General features: G+C 48.1%; 15 protein-coding genes. 9 read left to right on the top strand and 6 right to left on the bottom strand.

What is annotated here, in order from left to right:
- The first annotated feature begins 2 nt into the window (after positions 1-2).
- The 3 genes from VP504_RS14900 to VP504_RS14890 all read left to right on the top strand — a co-directional run bounded on the left by VP504_RS14900 (position 3) and on the right by VP504_RS14890 (position 2,491).
- Positions 3-311 carry a DUF3301 domain-containing protein gene (locus VP504_RS14900; RefSeq protein ID WP_325891861.1) on the top strand — a complete coding sequence of 103 codons (309 nt, stop codon included), beginning with the start codon at positions 3-5 and terminating at the stop codon, positions 309-311.
- Between the two features lie 1,600 nt (positions 312-1,911).
- Complete coding sequence (locus VP504_RS14895) at positions 1,912-2,145, top strand: DUF2789 domain-containing protein (RefSeq protein ID WP_325891860.1); 234 nt, start codon at positions 1,912-1,914, stop codon at positions 2,143-2,145.
- Between the two features lie 67 nt (positions 2,146-2,212).
- Positions 2,213-2,491 carry a DUF5320 domain-containing protein gene (locus tag VP504_RS14890; RefSeq protein ID WP_325891859.1) on the top strand — a complete coding sequence of 93 codons (279 nt, stop codon included), beginning with the start codon at positions 2,213-2,215 and terminating at the stop codon, positions 2,489-2,491.
- A gap of 16 nt (positions 2,492-2,507) precedes the next feature.
- Here the strand turns inward: VP504_RS14890 and VP504_RS14885 are convergent, their stop codons facing one another.
- Both VP504_RS14885 and syd read right to left on the bottom strand, forming a co-directional pair.
- Entirely contained in the window at positions 2,508-3,281 is a 774-nt protein-coding gene (locus VP504_RS14885; RefSeq protein WP_325891858.1) for a Zn-ribbon-containing protein, read from the bottom strand.
- Between the two features lie 6 nt (positions 3,282-3,287).
- A complete protein-coding gene (gene syd, locus VP504_RS14880) occupies positions 3,288-3,833 on the bottom strand; it encodes a SecY-interacting protein (protein WP_325891857.1) in 546 nt (181 codons plus the stop codon).
- Between the two features lie 62 nt (positions 3,834-3,895).
- On the opposite strand from syd, the gene queF reads away from it, so the two are divergent.
- The 5 genes from queF to xni all read left to right on the top strand — a co-directional run bounded on the left by queF (position 3,896) and on the right by xni (position 11,189).
- Complete coding sequence (gene queF, locus VP504_RS14875; RefSeq protein WP_325891856.1) at positions 3,896-4,741, top strand: NADPH-dependent 7-cyano-7-deazaguanine reductase QueF; 846 nt, start codon at positions 3,896-3,898, stop codon at positions 4,739-4,741.
- A 77-nt stretch (positions 4,742-4,818) separates the two neighbouring features.
- Positions 4,819-7,089: a tetratricopeptide repeat protein gene (locus tag VP504_RS14870; RefSeq protein ID WP_325891855.1), complete on the top strand. Its 2,271-nt coding sequence runs from the start codon at positions 4,819-4,821 to the stop codon at positions 7,087-7,089.
- 130 nt (positions 7,090-7,219) lie between these two features.
- Positions 7,220-8,776 (top strand): GGDEF domain-containing protein, encoded by a 1,557-nt coding sequence (locus tag VP504_RS14865; RefSeq protein WP_325891854.1) that lies wholly within the window; start codon positions 7,220-7,222, stop codon positions 8,774-8,776.
- 208 nt (positions 8,777-8,984) lie between these two features.
- Entirely contained in the window at positions 8,985-10,355 is a 1,371-nt protein-coding gene (gene ppnN / locus VP504_RS14860; protein WP_325891852.1) for a nucleotide 5'-monophosphate nucleosidase PpnN, read from the top strand.
- Positions 10,356-10,418: 63 nt separating this feature from the next.
- The gene (gene xni, locus VP504_RS14855; protein WP_325891851.1) at positions 10,419-11,189 is read left to right on the top strand and encodes a flap endonuclease Xni; all 771 of its coding nucleotides are present in this window, start codon (positions 10,419-10,421) and stop codon (positions 11,187-11,189) included.
- Positions 11,190-11,238: 49 nt separating this feature from the next.
- Here xni and rlmM read toward each other — a convergent pair whose 3' ends face one another.
- Genes rlmM through VP504_RS14835 form a run of 4 tightly spaced genes read right to left on the bottom strand, consistent with a single transcriptional unit; the run spans position 11,239 to position 14,272 of the window.
- Positions 11,239-12,306, bottom strand: coding sequence for a 23S rRNA (cytidine(2498)-2'-O)-methyltransferase RlmM (gene rlmM / locus VP504_RS14850; protein WP_325891850.1), 1,068 nt, complete (start codon positions 12,304-12,306; stop codon positions 11,239-11,241).
- A 57-nt stretch (positions 12,307-12,363) separates the two neighbouring features.
- Positions 12,364-12,738, bottom strand: a complete 375-nt coding sequence (locus VP504_RS14845) for a DUF423 domain-containing protein (RefSeq protein ID WP_325891849.1) — start codon at positions 12,736-12,738, stop codon at positions 12,364-12,366.
- A complete protein-coding gene (locus VP504_RS14840) occupies positions 12,735-13,370 on the bottom strand; it encodes an alpha/beta family hydrolase (RefSeq protein ID WP_325891848.1) in 636 nt (211 codons plus the stop codon). The genes VP504_RS14845 and VP504_RS14840 overlap by 4 nt, the downstream gene beginning before the upstream one ends.
- Positions 13,367-14,272, bottom strand: coding sequence for a transcriptional regulator GcvA (locus tag VP504_RS14835; RefSeq protein WP_062705301.1), 906 nt, complete (start codon positions 14,270-14,272; stop codon positions 13,367-13,369). The genes VP504_RS14840 and VP504_RS14835 overlap by 4 nt, the downstream gene beginning before the upstream one ends.
- 385 nt (positions 14,273-14,657) lie before the next feature.
- Here VP504_RS14835 and csdA point away from each other — a divergent pair, with 385 nt between their 5' ends.
- Positions 14,658-15,881: a cysteine desulfurase CsdA gene (gene csdA / locus VP504_RS14830; RefSeq protein WP_325891847.1), complete on the top strand. Its 1,224-nt coding sequence runs from the start codon at positions 14,658-14,660 to the stop codon at positions 15,879-15,881.
- The last annotated feature ends 3 nt before the right edge of the window (positions 15,882-15,884 follow it).

Below are 15,884 nucleotides of genomic sequence, written 5' to 3'. Positions count from 1 at the left end.
AAATGACAGCAAATCTGTTTTGGATACTACTTATCGCTATCGTTGCCAGCTTGTTCTGGCAACAACGGCGGCAGAGTGAACTGGCAAAAAACTATATCGCCCGTCGATGCCAGCAAACCAATGTACAGTTGATTTCAATTGCACGGGGCAGTCATTTCTTTGGTTGGCCAAAAGGCCCATTGGATATTCAAACCCGCTACTACTTCGAGTTTTCAGTGAATGGTTTGGATTGCTATCAGGGCTATGCCGTGATGAAAGGGATGCGAATCAAAGAGATTTATATGCCGGCGTATCCGGTGTTGGAGGAGTAATACCAATCGTAGTAAATATCTGCTCATCTTAGCTTGTTAAAATGCTCGATAACTGCGCTATTTCTGATCATCTACCTATTGTGATTGGTATAATCTTTTTCGTTTTCCAAACACACAAAAAAGAACGGGCGCGACTTTCGTCGCGCCCTTAAGGTCTTACTTGCAGCTATCCGGCTACGAAATTTGCTCCCTGCATCAATCCTTGATCAGTAGCTGATTCCTTCAGCGTTATCCTTATCTCTCCTTCCTGGAGGTGTCCTTCGGTCTTACCTTGACCCATCGAGCTTTCCCAGTCTCGACTCTCATCCTCATCCTGAGGGTATCCTTTACTTCGTCCTGAAGTGATTCCTTAAGCCCCCAATCCTGGGTTGTCCTAAGTGTCTTCCTGACCAGTAAACTTCCTGTCTACTGTACGGTTCCTTCCGTGTCCCTAATCCGCTTTCCTTGCTGGTAATACAATCCTTGCATCACCTGCTCTTCCTGAGCTGCCAAGTTCCGTGGCGTTAGTTCCTGTTCCGTGTGTCAGTATCCTTCCGACACCGCAAAGATTACGCGAACCAATTTCCAAAACAACCAACTCCAAGGTGATTAAACTCACACTTTTATACAGAGTTAGATACGATATGCCTATCCATTTGTTTTTAAAAGAATTAAAAAATTGAACTTTCTGGGAATCTTACTTTAAAGCAGCGCATTCCCACGCTCTTGTAAGAGATCTCTCACAAGCTTGTAAGTCATTGCCACGGAATAAACATACTGTTCTGTAAATCAGAAATGATAAAGATCAGTATATATCTCTAGATTGTTATCAAGATGTAGTCAAAGTAACGAGCGATAGGAAAAAGAGAAGAAGATCCTGAGGTATAAACACGATGAGATTTGCTCGTCTAGTACGCTTTAGAAACACACAAAAAAAGAGCGGGCGCGACTTTCGTCGCGCCCTTAAGGTCTTACTTGCAGCTATCCGGCTACGAAATTTGCTCCCTGCATCAATCCTTGATCAGTAGCTGATTCCTTCAGCGTTATCCTTATCTCTCCTTCCTGGAGGTGTCCTTCGGTCTTACCTTGACCCATCGAGCTTTCCCAGTCTCGACTCTCATCCTCATCCTGAGGGTGTCCTATACTTCGTCCTGAAGTGATTCCTTAAGCCCCCAATTCTGGGTTGTCCTAAGTATCTTCCTGACCAGTAAACTTCCTGTCTACTGTACGGTTCCTTCCGTGTCCCTAATCCGCTTTCCTTGCTGGTAATACAATCCTTGCATTACCTGCTCTTCCTGAGCTGCCAAGTTCCGTGGCGTTAGTTCCTGCTCCGTGTGTCAGTATCCTTCCGACACCGCAAAGATTACGCGAACCAATTTCCTAAGCAACCCACCCAAGTCGGACTGCAGTCACAAATTTAGCCTCCTAGCAAAGCATCAAAATTAACTCATTGTTTTTAATTGATTTGATAAAAAGTAAAAAGACATCTCCTTGTGAGAAAATAGGATAATCCCACTGATTTGTAAGAGATCTCTCACAAGCGATTGAGACAGGTTTAAACACGAGCCTCTATACTTTCGAAACATAACTTAGGCTGTAGGACCCACAGAGGAAAACATTAATGGAAGTGTTTAACCACAATCTAGAAAACCTGTTTCAGCAATTAGGACTCCCTTCTGATAGCGAGGCGATTACTACCTTTATTGCTAACCATCATCTTGAAGCTGGCGAAAGCCTAACCTCTGCTGGCTTTTGGTCAGCCAGTCAAAAACAATTTCTCGAGGAAGCTAAGCTGCAGGACGCTGATTGGGTTGAGCAAATTGATACCCTCGATACCTTGTTGCGTAAGAGCTGAAGTTAAGGTATTCATTGCCCCTAGCCACGTCGTGTAAGCCACGGATTTTAAAATTAGGGAAGAGACAATGAGTACTGATTTTACCCCCTTACTTGAACAAGCCATTCAATCTTTAGTGAATGAGGGGAAAGAGCCGACCGTCGCGTTAATTAAAAGTCGGCTTGCCAGCCCGGTGCCTATGCCGCTTGTCATCAGCGCGCTTCAGCGATGGAAGAAAAGCGGCACTGTGCCAAAAGTTGAACTGGTAAAAAAGAAAGACGGCGCGGAAACCCGCATTAAAGCCTTAGAAGAAGAGGTGAAAGCGTTGACAGAACGTCTTGAAGCCCTTGAGCAACGCCTTCCTTAGATAGGTTAGAGCGGGATTACTGAAAATCCCACGATAAGTTCGAAACCAATCGACAATCGTCGCATTTGAAATGGAATACATCGTGTAATGGCGACTCAACTAACCAGTCGCCACCACATTTCGGGCATTTTCGCGCCAACTCCGATTCCGCATCCTTCCCACCAACACGGTACTGATAATAGTAGGTCGGCACTTTAGTCAGATACTCTATACGTCCGCGAATGCCCCAACCTTTTCGGAACAGCAAACCCTCCGCATCCTGCATCTCTGCGAGCGCTGCGTGTTCCGCTTTGAATGCCCCAGCCATCTGAATTTCATCACACGCTTGCCATTCGGTTTGCCACTTCACTTCCGCTTTATGGTCACCGTTAAAGGTCGCTGGGATGCGGTAAAGTGGAATTGGCAGTAAGGTTTCCCCGCAACGCAACGGTGAACAAGTATGAACGTAGGTGGTGTACATCACCTGCCAGCTACGCTCAATCTCTGGTGCGCTCTCTTCGGAATTGATATCACGCCCTAACACCTTCACTTTGGGTGACAACAGACTCGCATCTGCCAGTTGGTTCAGCTTCTGCTTAACCTGCGGGCTGCTGTATTTAGGGTTCAGGCTGTCTTTTTCCGGACAGACTGCACGGACATGGAACTGCCCCTCTCCCAACACCATTGGGAACTCACGCCCCAATACCTGACCATTGTAGCGAAGAGCATCCATTAGCCCATTTACCGCGCGGTCTACTGCAGAAATTGTTGTATCGTCGAAGCACTCAAACGTTAGCTCAACCACATACATAGATGATTATACCTCGGGCTCGAGTTGCTCAAGAAACACTTCGATATTAGGTGCCAGTACCATTCGCTCCTTGGTACCAATACGTTCCTTGATCACTTCACCGCTGACGTTACAAATAGAGATCACGTCTAGCTCATCATCTGTCGCAGCAACAAAAATGGTCGGGTTTTGCTTGAGGCGCTTTTGCATCAGAAGATGGCCCAGCATGTTCTCCTGAAGTCGCGGTAAATCTTCTTCACTCCACACCTGAATGATTTCGAGTGAATGTTCGTCAAATTTTGCCGCCATGTCTCCACAATACTGAGCCGCGTAGAACGACTTAATATCCTCATGCAGAGAAATACCAATACCTTCTTCCACATTGGAGAAGTCCGCCAGCTCTTCACGTTGAACCGGTTGCCAAATCACCACCTCGACAGTTTCCTGCACCACACAAGGCGACTCCAGGCCAAGATAGGCGTCGCTTTTTGGCTTAGAACCGTGTTTCTGGTGCCAGGCGTCCACAAAACGCTCACTGAAAGACCAAAGCGCACGAGAGACAGAGTGATTCATTAGCAAGATTCCTCAAGATTCAGTAAACTTTGCGCATTCTAATCGATCCGTGGCAAAACCGTATGAGCAAATATCAAGATGCAAAAGAACTTGCTGGCCTGACGTTGGGTCAGAAAACGGACTATCAGGAGCACTATGCCCCTGAGCTGCTGCAACCCGTACCAAGAAGCCTTAACCGCGATGACCTTGATTTAGGTGATTCGCTGCCATTTACCGGGTACGATATCTGGACGCTCTACGAACTGTCTTGGTTGAACAAAAAAGGGCTGCCACAGGTGGCAATTGGTGAAGTTCGCCTGCCAGCCACGACACCAAACCTTATTGAATCCAAGTCTTTCAAGCTTTACCTGAATAGCTTCAATCAGACCAAGTTTGAAAGCTGGCAGGAAGTGGTAGACGCGCTAGCAAAAGACTTATCAGCGTGTGCGGGTGCTGATGTGGACGTAACGCTTTCCCCTCTGGAAGAATTCACCAACACTCCAGTGATTGCTTTTGGTGGCGAAAACATTGACGAGCAAGACATCGAAATCGACAACTATGAGTTCGATTCATCACTGCTCGAAGGCGCGGCTGACGGCCCAGAGGTCACTGAAACCCTAAATAGTAATCTGCTGAAGTCTAACTGTCTTATCACCAGCCAGCCTGATTGGGGTTCTGTGCGCATTGCTTATAAAGGTAAACGCATTAACCGCGAAAAGCTGCTGCGCTACATTGTGTCGTTCCGCCGCCATAACGAGTTCCACGAGCAGTGTGTTGAACGTATCTTCAACGATCTGATGAAGTACTGCCAACCAGAACTATTGACCGTTTACGCGCGCTACACCCGTCGCGGCGGCCTAGACATCAACCCATACCGTACTAACATGGGTAAAACGCCAAGCGAAAACACCCGACTGGCACGTCAATAAAGCTTTATAAAGGCTCTGACATCAGGGCCTTTTTCTTTAGTCCGGTCTGTTGACCCAGGGAACGAAAATACTTAGCCATGCGATTCTTGTCAGCCGCACTGCTCTCCTGCACTTTGCTTTTCGCCGCCTATGCTGACGCAAGGCTTTATTCCACACCGATTCTGGCAGAGGCTGAAGCACTGCTCCCTTCTGCTCCGGAAAAAGCGCTCGAAGTGACCAAGCGATACCTGCTACAACGTCGGCTGGCAGTGTCCACCAACCGACCACACAGCAACAACGAATCAGACCGTTCCATTCGAACACCGCTGAATACGGTGCACGCCTATCTCATTACTGCCAAAGCCCATAGTGCGCTTGGCAACCATGACGCAGCTTGGGAAGCACTAGACAAAGCCAAGAGTATGGCAGAAGAAAACGCCATAAAACATGCGAAGCTTGAAATCATGCTGACGCAAGCCAATATTCTCTTTTATCTGGATGGTAAACCCGATGATGCCGCAGCCATACTGGATATCCTCCTCAGCAACATTACTGAGACAACAGGTCGGCGCCCAACAAGTACCGCTCGCCTCGATTTCGAAGCCAAGATGCTAAACGCCATCATCACTACTGAAAACGAAACAGAAACTGAGAGCCTTGCCCAGTTTGCCGATGTAGAAAAGGCGCTTGGTCGACAGCCTGATATCGAACAGAAAGTTCGTTACCAAATTGCTATCGGTAACTATTATTTGGGGATTAAATCTTATGAACTCGCCCTGTCAGATCTTCTGAGCGCTTACTGGCTTGCAAGCGAAAACGATTTATCTGCACAGATCGCCAGCGCTAGCCTTTCACTGACAAAACTATACAAACAGCAAGGCGCAATGGATAAAGCGCTGCAACACGCCAATCAGGCGGCAGAATTCTACGAACAATACGATTTAAGCCGTGGCTTGTCAGAGACTCAAACATTATTAGCTAATATCTACAGCCAACAAGGCCGTTACAACTTTGCGTTGGTGCATTACTTTAATGCCCTCGACATCGAAAACATGCTGTCACGCGCCACCAATATTGCCAACATCAATGTGTCTATTGCAAGTACGTATCTCAAGCTGCTTCGGTACGCCCAAGCTGACGAGTACGTCAACCGCGCAATCAGTGTTGCGCGCAATCACGACCTCACCCAGCCCTTAGCTCAGGCACTACTCCTAAAAGGAGAACGAGCCATGCTGGAAAACGAACCAGACATAGCAATTGATGCCTTAAAACAGGCTATGCAAAACGCCGAATCACTCAAAAACCGAGGGTTGATGCTAGAATGCCTTGCACGTTTGTCCCAAGCGTACGAGCAAAAAGGCGATTTCAAACAAGCATTACAAATTCAGCGCCGCTTTGACTTGCTCAATAAACGCAACGAAAGCCAAAAACAAGTACAGGAAGCCGAATCCTTCAAATATCGTCAACGCGTGATAGAACGCCAGCTTCAACTTGAAGACATGCAGCGGAAACAGGCTGAGGATGAAGAAATCATCGTCGAGCAGAAAAAAATCAATCTATTTCTCATTGGCAGCCTTGCTGTGATTCTGCTGATATTAGTGCTGAGACACCGCGCTGCGCGATTGCGCCAACATCAACTTGAAGACCTGCAAAAAGAGCTTTACGCCCACCCCCGAAGCGGACTGAGAAACCTGCGTATGTTGAACGACCGGCTCTCCAATTCACTGGCTAAAAGCAGCGCACATTTCGAGCAATGGTATTTAGGTGAAATGATTCATGAACCATTAAGTGACAAGCTAAGCTTTGCAATGTTCGAAGTGCCTTTCCTAAAAGTGGTGTACCTCCAACACGGCTACCATCAGGGACTGGAGTTGGAGCGTAAACTCGGCGATTACCTGCAAACGCACATTGAAAAACCAGCGCGCCTTTATCACTTCTCTGACGCTATGTTCATCTACATTGAGCCGAATGCCGAAACGCTTAATGAACCGGAGAAACTGGCAGGAAAAATTCAGTCGCTGATTGATAATTTTGTCCAGGAAAGCAGACTAAAAGACGTCGATGACCGTCTTCGTATCGGGATGGCGGATTACCCTTTCCTTCCCCGTGCATTTACGTCAATTAACGACAAAGAACTTATCGACATCCTACTGATGGCAACAAGTGCAGCGCGTCAGGCAAGTAAATTAGAACACACCAGCCACTGGGTACATCTAAGCGCCATAGACTCGGCGCCAGCTGCCTGCTTTGCTGACAATAATGTCCGCCAAGCTTGCTTGGATGGCATCAACACAGGCCTTATCAAGGTCAAAACTTCGGCACTCAGAGGAATTAACTGGCAGACGGTTCACGAATCTGATAAAAACTGACCCCGATCTATTGATAGCCCTAGCAATAAACCGTTATAGCTTACCGTTGCACACATGTAATGGTGAAATAATGGCTCCACTTGCAGACTTTTTTGCGCTGCTCTGGAGATTGGAGATGTAGTCGCGTTTTATGTCCAACTTCTCGTCAGATGACGATGTCATCCTATTTACAGAAAAGTTGCAGCATTCCCAGCTGGTTTTCCGTGATTTGGCACTTAAATCACGGCGCGAAGCGACGATCCTGAAACGTCTCATTTCACGATTAATCGCCGCCTCCCAAGTGCATGACGATCCGCTTCTCAGCGAACGACTCTCACAAATCAGACGCGAGCTTGACTCTCAGGAAGATGTCAGTAGATTGATACCGCAGCTTGCATTGGTAGAGAGAATGGTTAATAGACATAATCAGGCAACGGAACGTGCCAAAGACTCGCTGGAATGCCAATTCCAGCAAAGTGGGGAAACGCTTAAATGTCTGCCAGGCCTGCCTGCGCAATTAAAACGCGATTTGCGTACCCTGTTGACCACCCCTGCCGTAGAACAAAAAGGTAGCACCGATAAAATCGTTGCACTGCTTCAGCTATACGAACGCGCCTTAAAGCTGCTCTCTCTTCCATCTAATGGTCTCAGCGCCCGCGATCTCCTGAACATTGACCGGATCAACCAGCTTTGCAGCGAACTTCAACACCTGATCACCGAACTCGACTTTGATGGTGAAGTCGGCGATAGATTATTGGATATCAGAAGCCGCCTGCTGCTGTCGCCGGACGCCCAAACCTTGCTTGAGTTGACCCTTGAATCGGTCCAGCTTATCCTTGACGGCACACGTAACGAGCGCAAAGCCTCTCAAGCCTTCCTTTCACAGCTCAATGACGATTTGTCGATTCTACAGCGCCACAATGGCCGCTCTATCGACAACTCACAGGCCATTGCTACCCAGCGTAGTTCGCTCAATGAGGAATTGGCCGCATCAGTTGACTCTATCCACAACCATCTTCAGGAAGCGGAGTCGCTTGAAGAGCTGAGACCGAACCTGTCTCAGGTCGCCGTAAACCTTGCTTCTCTGGTTGCCCGTAACCGCGAGCTGGAAGAGCGCGAACAGCAGTTGATGGAACAGTTGCAGCACAACGAACAGAAGCTTGAGGCTCTGTATCAACAGACAATGGATTACCGTCGCCGTCTTGGCGATCAGGAGCGCAAGCTGCTGCTTGACCCGCTGACCAAAGTTTACAACCGTGCTGCCCTTGATGACCGCCTGGAACATGAATACCGCTGCTGGATTCGCTACCAGACGCCTTTCTGTCTGGCGATGATTGATATAGACCACTTCAAGAGCGTGAATGACCAATACGGTCATTTGGTCGGTGACAAAGTGCTGAAAGTGGTTGCCCGCACGGTCCACCAGTGTCTACGCGATACTGACTTTATCGCCCGCTTCGGTGGAGAGGAGTTTGTAGTACTATTGCCAGATGCGGATGAAGAAACCCGCAAAGCACTGTTGAACAATGTGCGTGAAACCGTTTCAAAACTACCATTCAAGTTCAAAGATACCCGCTTGACCATTACGGTTTCGATTGGCGCCAGCCTGTTCAAAGATAGCGACAATACCGTTGATGTGCTGGAGCGTGCTGACAATGCACTTTACAATGCTAAATACAACGGCCGCAACAAACTGGTGTGGGCTTAGTCGGTCTGCTATCAATTACCTACTCTCTTTTCTTACCCTACAGCGTTTTTATTTTTTAATACCCGAGCTGGCTAAACCGCTTTTCTGTGTGTATGGTTAATTAACACACTGATTTTTAAACCATTGAAAATAAATTCTGATAAAACGAAATGGTGTCACCTACACCCTCCCTCTAATACAGTGTGCTTTCTCTACACAGGAGGTGATTATGATCACTCATATCAGCCCAGTCGGGGCAATGGATCTTCTTTCCCAGCTTGAAGTAGACAGACTGAAAGATACTGCTAAAAGCGACCTCTACCGCCTTTACCGCAACTGTTCGTTGGCGGTGTTGAATTCTGGCAGCCACACTGACAGCTCCAAAGAGCTGCTGGAAAAATATAAATCCTTTGATATCCGCGTAATGCGCCGTGAACGTGGCGTGAAGCTTGAGCTCATAAATCCACCTGAACATGCTTTTGTGGATGGCCGCATTATCCGCGGTATCCAGGAGCATATGTTCTCAGTGTTGCGCGACATCATTCATGTCAATGTACAACTGGAACATGCCAAGGTTTTTAACCTGACCAATTCCAGCCATGTTACTAACCTGATTTTCGATATCCTTCGCAATGCAAAAACACTGGTACCGGGCAAAGATCCGAACCTAGTGGTCTGTTGGGGGGGGCACTCAATTAACCCGACCGAATATCAGTATACCCGTGAAGTGGGTCATGAGCTTGGCCTGCGCGAATTGAACATCTGCACCGGTTGTGGCCCTGGCGCAATGGAAGGACCGATGAAAGGAGCTGCAATTGGCCATGCTAAACAACGCGTCAGTGGCAGTCGTTTCCTTGGTCTGACAGAGCCATCTATCATAGCTGCTGAGCCACCCAATCCCATTGTAAATGAGTTGGTTATCCTGCCGGATATCGAAAAGCGCCTTGAGGCTTTCGTGCGCGTCGGCCATGGCATCATTATCTTCCCGGGAGGTGCCGGCACAGCAGAAGAATTATTGTACCTATTGGGTATTTTGATGCACCCAGACAACGCTGACCAACCAATGCCTGTGGTTCTCACTGGGCCAAAAGAAAGCGCAAATTACTTCCGTGTGATTGATGAATTCATCCGTGACGTGATTGGTGAAGAAGCCACCAGGTACTATGAAATTGTGATTGGTGACCCTGCCAAAGCAGCACGTATTATCAAACAGGGTATGCCTGCCGTGAAAGAGCACCGCCAGTCCACTGGTGATGCATACTCGTTCAACTGGTCACTCAAGATTGTACCTGAGTTCCAACTCCCGTTCGAGCCAACCCATGAAAACATGGCGAACCTCGATCTACACATGAACCAGCGCCCAGAGCTTCTCGCCTCAGCACTGCGTCAGGCTTTCTCCGGTATTGTGGCAGGTAACGTGAAAGAGGAAGGTATCAGGGAAATTGAGCGTAATGGCCCGTTCAAAATCAATGGTGATGCTGTATTGATGAAAAAAATGGATAAGCTCCTGCGCGGCTTTGTCGAACAGCAGCGCATGAAATTGCCTGGCTCTGAATATGTTCCCTGTTACGAGATCGTTCAGGGCTCTGATGGGCGATAGGCTTTCATTTATCTCTCAAGCAATTAGAATGGCCCCAACGGGCCATTTTTATTTGGGTAATCCATGTCAATTCATCTTGTCATCATTGATGCCATGAACCTCATCCGCCGGGTGCACGCTGCGCAGCCAGATCCGGAAGATATCGCTTCGACGATTCAAGTCTGCAACCGCGCTTTGACCAAGATTATCCGCTCTTCAGAACCCACCCACATTGTCGCTGTGTTCGACCATACTGAACAGGATAGAGGCTGGCGGGCTGAGCTGGTCCCCGAATACAAGCAAGGCCGCAAACCCATGCCAGAAGCTCTACAAGCTGGATTGGATAAGATTCAGGATGCGCTCTGGGATATGGGTATTGATTCACTGCTTTCGCCTGGCGATGAAGCCGATGACATGATTGCCACACTCGCGGTCAAAGTGGCCAGCCATGACGGTCAAGTCACCATCGTGTCAACCGACAAAGGTTACTGTCAGCTCTTGCAACCTACCTTACGCATTCGTGACTATTTCCAACAGCGTTGGCTCGACAGTCCATTTATCGAAAAAGAGTTTGCAGTGCAGTCCCAACAATTGACGGATTACTGGGGGTTGACTGGCATTAGCTCTAGCAGTGTTTCTGGCGTGCCAGGTATTGGCCCCAAAACCGCGTCTACCCTCCTGCTGCGTTATGGCAACTTGGAACAGCTTTATGCGGCAGAAGATGTTGAGCCGAAATGGCAGAAAAAGTTGGATGGGACAAAAGAATTGGCACTTCGCTGTAAGCAAGTCGCGACCTTGAAAACAGATATAAAGCTGGGTTTTAACCTTCAGGATATCCGCTACACCGCTCCCTAACTCTTGCAGAACCCAAATGCAAGAAGGCAGCCGATTGGCTGCCTTCTTGTTATTTCAGGACACGAATATGAACTGTGATTTCTTCGCGATCGTGATAAAGATGCTTCGCCTGCATCTCAAATTTCACACCGTTTTCAATCAGGAACTTTTTCAGGTTCTGTAGATCGTCTTTCACCTGCTCGAAGCGGCGGCTCATCGGCAATTTTAGGTTAAATATAGTTTCTTTCGCCCAGCCTTCAATCAGCCACTCACCCATCAACTGTGCCACACGGTAAGGCTTTTCAATCATGTCACACACCAACCAAGTCACGTTCTTACGTGGAGGCTCGAATTTAAAGCCATCGGCAGCATGATATTTCACCTGTCCAGTTTCCATCAGGCTTTCCGCCATCGCGCCGTTATCGACTGCGTGAACAAACATAGAGCGCTTCACCAGTTGATACGTCCAGCCACCCGGACATGCGCCAAGATCAACCGCCCACATCCCCGGAGCCAATCTCTCATCCCACTCTTCACGTGGAATGAACGCATGGAAAGCCTCTTCCAGTTTCAATGTCGAACGGCTTGGTGCATCTGCTGGAAACTTCAGGCGATGAATGCCCATGTAATGCGGGGAATTGTTATTTGATAGAGAGTAACCCACGAAACAACAACCCGGTACTGTGAAACACACATGCAGCACAGGCTTTTTCGGGTTGTCTTTTGCCAACAATACGCCACGTTTACGTAGCGCCTGACGCAACGGCACAGTGAATTTGCGGCAGAATTTCAGCAGCTCTTTTGCTTGCGCGGTATCTGGCGTTTCCACGCGGATATCACCACATTTAGGCAGCTCTCCGCCGAGAGCAAGAATTGGCGAGATACGGTCACCCGGATCCAAATCGTTCAGGGTATCCACCACAGCAATCATCTGACGCGCAAAAATCAATGAGGTCAGCGACAACGTCTGAAGCAGCTTTTCTGCATCGCCTTGCTGGTAACACTCAAACAGCACGTAGCCAGTGTTCTTTTCCACACGTGGGAAACCATACACTTCGACTCCTGTCGCTTTGTCCTGAATCTCACCCGCACACTCTTTTTCAAAGCCCTGGCGGCAATACAATAAAATCTGGTTCATCTCTGGCCTGTTACCTATAAAAATGACGCGACATTATGATGAAGCAGGGTGCTGAACTCAAGCTTTGCGCCAGAGTGTGACCGCAGCGAGGAACCATCCCACTAAGAAGCTGGTACCACCAAGTGGCGTAACAGGCCATAGCCATCGCCAATCTGTCAGCGCCAAACCATACAAGCTGCCACTAAAACAAAGCATGCCGACGGCAATATACCCGCAAGCAAGCGAAAGCATACGTTGTGGTTGGATATGATTCCAAAGCCCCAAGGCGATTAATGCCAGAGCATGCCAGAACTGATACTGCACGCCCTTTTCGATAATAGAAAGCTCATAGGCGGGAAGCTGCGCCTTTAAGGCGTGAGCTGCAAACGCGCCAAGCGCAACCGCAATACCAGCGAACACACAACCAAGCGAAGCGTATTGGCGCCCAGTCATTGGCACACCTCTTTGATAAAAGCCACGATGTAGTCAGCTGCCATCTGACGGTTACCGGTTTCGGTATGACCCGATGCTTTTCGCGGTTTGAAACTGTGGTCACCGTCAGGAATAAACGTCAGGGTGACCTTATCTGACAATGGGTAGCCTTCCAGCTCAGCACGGTTACCGAAAGTGTCTCGCTCCCCCTGCAAGATCAGTGTGGAAAGTGACAAATCAGCAAGATGCTCGCCCTTGTCTTTTTCAGGCTTACCTGGCGGGTGAAAAGGAAATCCGAGACAGGTTATGCCTTTTAATCCCTCGACATCAGCAAGATGGCTCGCCATTCGTCCCCCCATGGATTTACCGCCAATTACCATCTTCTCTGTGCCATATTCCGCAATCACTTGTTTGAATGCTTCGAGCAACTTAGGCGCGCGGTCTGGCGGACGCTTCTTACCATCTTCGGCACGTTTGACCATGTAAGGGAAGTTAAAACGCACAACACGGATGCCATGAGCGGCAATCATTCCAGCGACTTCCGCCATAAAATCATGCTCCATGCCTGCTCCGGCACCATGTGCAAAGATAAAAGTGTGTTCGGCTGACGCTGGGCCATCAATCAACACGCTTGGTTCCAAAACATCATTCATGCAGAAATACTCTCCTGTTCAGCAGCAGCTTTCGCCAATACCCATTCCCTAAATGCAGCAATACGGCCTGAATCCACATCTTTTTGTTGGCTGACAAGATAAAACGCGTTCTTACTCATCAAGAAATGCTCAAACGGACACACTAATCTGCCTGATTCCAGCTCTGGCTGAGCCAGTACATTGTTACTCAACGCAATGCCCTGCCCGAGCGCAGCAGCTTGAAGCACCATGGTGGAGTGACTAAAAATCGGGCCATAGTTTAGATTAATATCACTAATCTGATAGTACTTGGCATAAACTTTCCAGTCTTTTCGTGTTCTATCGTGAAGCAAAGTATGATGCTTCAAGTCTTCCAGACTATGCAGAGGCTTGGGCCCATTGAGCACGGCTGGACTGCACACTGGCAGCAGAAACTCCGGATATAGCTCATCACAGCGAAGTCCCGGCCAGTTTCCCCGACCATAGTAAATCGCCACATCCACATCGTCTGTCAGAGAACCATCTTCCATGTCTACCGCTTTGATGCGAACATCAACCTCGGGGTGTTGCTGGTTAAAATCCGCCAAGCGAGGTACCAACCATTGAATCGCAAAACTTGGCGGTAAGCTAATAGTGAGCGCGCCTTTAGCACCGCGTTCCAGAACTCTGTCTGTAGCGTCAGCCAAAGAAGTAAATATATCCTTGATATCAAGAAAATAACTCTGGCCTTCTTCTGTCAATAAAAGCGAGCGGTTACGACGACGAAATAGCTTTAACCCCAGAAATTCTTCCAGCGCTTTAATTTGGTGACTGACTGCAGCTTGCGTAACAAACAGCTCTTCAGCCGCGCGGGTAAAACTCAAATGACGTGCTGCGGCTTCAAACACACGGAGTGAATTGAGGGGGGGAAGACGTCGAGCCATTGTGCATCCTTAATGAATAAGTTTTTCTAATGCACAGTATTATAAATTGTCGATTGTTCTGGCTCCAGAGAAAATCTATAGTTTGCTCGCACCACGGGATTATCGTTTCCTACGTACGATAGATTTTGTGGTTGCGATGTTGTGTTTGCATATTTCGGCAGTGCCGAAATTCGGTAGAAACATCTACCTTTCATACTTGCTATATTTTTTGAGCCCTATCAATCAAAAAATTTGTCGTAGCACTGAGCTGATTGCCCAGTGCTTTTTTTTTGCTCTTCATTTCGCCCTGAAACCAACTTAGAACTATTACTTTCTCTTGAGTTAACATCACTAAAAGGCGATCATTCGGTTCCATCAATCGTGTCAGTGAAGTGAAACCGAGATCATGACCAACCGCCATTTTGACGTAAACATTATCCGACGCGATTTTCCATCGCTGGCACAGAAAATACATGACAAGCCACTGGTTTATCTGGACAGTGCAGCCACGTCTCAAAAGCCACTGGCAGTGATAGACAGCATCAGCCAATATTACTCTGGTGCCAATGCCAATGTGCACCGGGGCTCCCACTCACTAACCGTATCGGCAACCAACCGTTTTGAAACCGCCCGTCAAACCGTCGCTGATTTTCTAAATGCGCCGGTTGAAGGTATTGTCTGGACACGTGGAGCGACAGAAGCGTTAAACCTTATCGCTCAAAGTTATGCCCGCCAAAACCTGGATCAAGGCGATGAAATCATCGTGACTGAAATGGAACACCATGCCAATATCGTTCCCTGGCAGTTAGTGGCAGAGCAAACTGGTGCAAAAGTGGTGAAATGGCCAGTAAATACAAAGACTTGTAAACTAGAGCTGGCAGAGCTCGATTATCTTCTCACACCGAAAACCCGAATGGTATGTATTGCTCATATCAGCAATGTGACTGGTACCAGAAATCCTGTGGAAACAGTTATTGAAAAAGCCCATCAGGCTGGCGCGGTTGTCGTGGTTGATGGGGCACAAGCAGTCGTGCATGAAAAAATTGATGTTACAGCGATGAATGCTGATTTTTACGTTTTCTCTGGACACAAGCTGTTTGCCCCAGCGGGTATTGGTGCACTCTATGGAAAGCCGTCATTGCTTGAAGTTATGCCTCCCTGGCATGGAGGTGGAAAAATGGTGGAGAAAGTCAGTTTTTCAGGTACCCAATATGCGCAGTCCCCAGCAAAGTTTGAGGCGGGTACACCTAATGTAGCAGGCGCTATAGCGCTCGGCGAAGCTATCCATTGGCTCAGTAGCATAGATAGGAAAGGAGCTGAAGCACATATCGCCACCCTTCAAAACCAATTGATCGAAGGCATCCAGGGAATCGAGAATTTACGTGTTGTCGGATTGCAAAGTGGTGCCAGTGTGGTCGCTTTTAACATTGATGGTGTCCACCACTCAGACATTGCAACCCTGCTTGACCAACAAGGCGTTGCAGTGCGCTCGGGCCATCATTGCGCACACCCGCTGATGAATGCACTTGGCATAACCGGGTGTGTTCGTATATCTATCGCGCTGTACAACACCAAAAAAGACATTTCACACTGTGTAGCTGCCATTCAGAAAGCCAGTGATTTGCTTTAAAAT

Origin of the sequence: Grimontia sp. NTOU-MAR1 (assembly GCF_035758505.1) — a bacterium.
GTDB lineage: Bacteria > Pseudomonadota > Gammaproteobacteria > Enterobacterales > Vibrionaceae > Enterovibrio > Enterovibrio marinus.
Note: the sequence above shows the minus strand (reverse complement) of the source record. Positions and strands in the feature narration are given on the sequence as shown.